The following is a 2,145-nucleotide window of genomic DNA, read 5'->3' as shown; positions in this document are numbered from 1 at the left end:
ATCCCGCGACGGTCGGCCCTGGCGCGGGGCGCGGCCGGTTCGGGGCGGGGCCCGGCCCATGGGCCGATTTGGGGCGCAGGCCGCCGGCGAACCGCCTGCGCGCCGCCAGCCGATGTCAGCGAAGTGTCACGCCCGGCGACGGCGCCGGCGCGGGACAATGGCTGGGCCGCGGCCTCGGCCCGGGCGGGTGCCCCGGCCGCGCCGTACCGCCGCCGCGCCTGGCCGACCCGGCCCTCGCCGCGCCATGATGGAGCCCATGCCCCAGGATCCCGCCTTCACCGCGCCCGGCCGCTTCTGGAAGGGCAACATCCATACGCATTCGACCGCCTCGGACGGCCTGCGCCCGCCCGAGGCGGTCTGCGCCACCTACCGCGAGGCCGGCTACGATTTCCTCGCGCTCACCGACCATTTCCTGGCGAAATACGGCTTTCCGGTCGTCGACACGCGGCCCTTCCGGCGGCCTGGCTTCACCACGATCCTGGGGGCCGAGTTGCACGCGCCGGCGACCTCGTTGGGCGAAGTCTGGCACATCCTCGCCGTCGGCCTCCCCGCCGGCTTCGCGCCGCTGCAACCCGGCGAGACCGGGCCGGCGCTGGCCGCGCGCGCCCTGGCCGCCGGCGCCTTCGTCGCCATCCCGCATCCCGGCTGGTACGCCCTGACCGCCGAGGACGCCGCCACGCTGCCGGGCGCGCATGCGGTTGAGGTGTACAACCACACCTCGCAGCTGCGGACCGAACGGGGCGACGGCGTCTACCTCGCCGACCAGCTGCTGGCCGGCGGCCGCCGCATCGGGCTGATCGCGGTGGACGACGCGCATTTCGCCTGCATGGACGCCTTCGGCGGCTGGGTGATGGTGAAGGCGGAGGCCAACGAGCCGGCCGCACTGCTCGAAGCCCTGAAATCCGGCCGCTACTACGCGACGCAGGGCCCGCTGATCCACGACATCGCCTGGGATGCGGAGGCGGTGGAGATCACCTGCACGCCGGCCGCCAGCGTGATGCTGCTCGGCCGCGGCTCCCGCGCCGTGCAATCCGTCGCGCCCGGCCAGACCCGCCTGCGCCTGCCGCATGCCGCGCTGCGGGCCGGCGGCTTCGCCCGCATCGTCGTCGCCGATGCGGCCGGGCGGCGCGCCTGGTCCAACCCTGTCTTCTTCGAGGACGGAACCCCATGACCCAGACGACCGGCATCCTTGCCGAGATCCGCCACCTGCTGGAACAGAAGGCGAATGGCCGCTACGGCCTGTCGCTGATCAACCAGCAGCAGCATGCGCTGCAGGGCGCCTGGCTGGCCGAGCGGGAGGGCAGGGGCGACGCCATGGTCGTCGCCGCGCTGCTGCACGATATCGGGCACATGGTCCACGACCTGGGCGAGAACCCGGCCGATGCCGGCATCGACGACCGGCATGAGGAGCTGGGACATGCCTGGCTGCAGGCGCATTTCGGGCCGGAGGTGACGGAGCCGGTGCGGCTGCACGTGGCCGCCAAGCGCTATCTCTGCGCGGTGGAGCCGGACTACTTCGCCAGGCTCTCGACCGACAGCGTGAAGAGCCTGGCGCTGCAGGGCGGCCCGATGTCGGCCGCCGAGGTCGCCGCCTTCGAGGCGCTGCCGCAGCACCGGGAGGCCGTGCAGCTCCGCCGCTATGACGAGCAGGCGAAGGTGAAGGGGCTGGAGACGCCGCCGGTCGCGCATTTCCTGCCGGCGGTGGCGCGTTGCCTGACGGGCAGCGCGGGAGAGCGTGGAAGCCGGGACGTGTGATGCCGGCGCGCAGGCGTCCTGACGTCTGCGCGCCAGACACGATGATCGTCCCGGTCAGCCTTTGTGCTGGCCGGCATGAGCCCGCCCGGCCAGCGATCCAGGACGGAGCGCGGCGGGGTGTCACCCCCGGCCGCGTCGACCCTGCCGTGCCGCCAGGGCGACGGCGTGGATGGCGCGTTCGATGCAGCGGGAGAGCCGCGTCCGCCTGCGGCTGACGCGACCCGGCGGGCGGCCCGTCGCACGAAGCCGTCCCGTCGCTGCGCCCCCGGCCATCCGGCCCGTGGTGCTGCCGGCGATCCGCCGCCGCGCGGATGGCGGAAGGGCGTGCCCGCCCGGCGACGCGCCCGCGCGCGCCGGGCTGCGGCGGCCGGCATCGGTCCACCGCCCGGC

At 74.7% G+C, this 2,145-nt stretch carries 2 protein-coding genes; both read left to right on the top strand.

Features of this window, described 5'->3' with window-relative positions:
• Window positions 1-256 precede the first annotated feature (256 nt).
• Complete coding sequence (locus tag E2C05_RS31235) at window positions 257-1,171, top strand: PHP domain-containing protein (RefSeq protein WP_133223500.1); 915 nt, start codon at window positions 257-259, stop codon at window positions 1,169-1,171.
• Window positions 1,168-1,755, top strand: a complete 588-nt coding sequence (locus tag E2C05_RS31230; RefSeq protein ID WP_133223499.1) for a phosphonate degradation HD-domain oxygenase — start codon at window positions 1,168-1,170, stop codon at window positions 1,753-1,755. The genes E2C05_RS31235 and E2C05_RS31230 overlap by 4 nt, the downstream gene beginning before the upstream one ends.
• Window positions 1,756-2,145 lie beyond the last annotated feature (390 nt).

This window comes from Paracraurococcus ruber (assembly GCF_004353985.1).
Lineage (GTDB): Bacteria > Pseudomonadota > Alphaproteobacteria > Acetobacterales > Acetobacteraceae > Paracraurococcus > Paracraurococcus ruber.
This window is presented reverse-complemented; position numbering and strand designations above follow the sequence as displayed.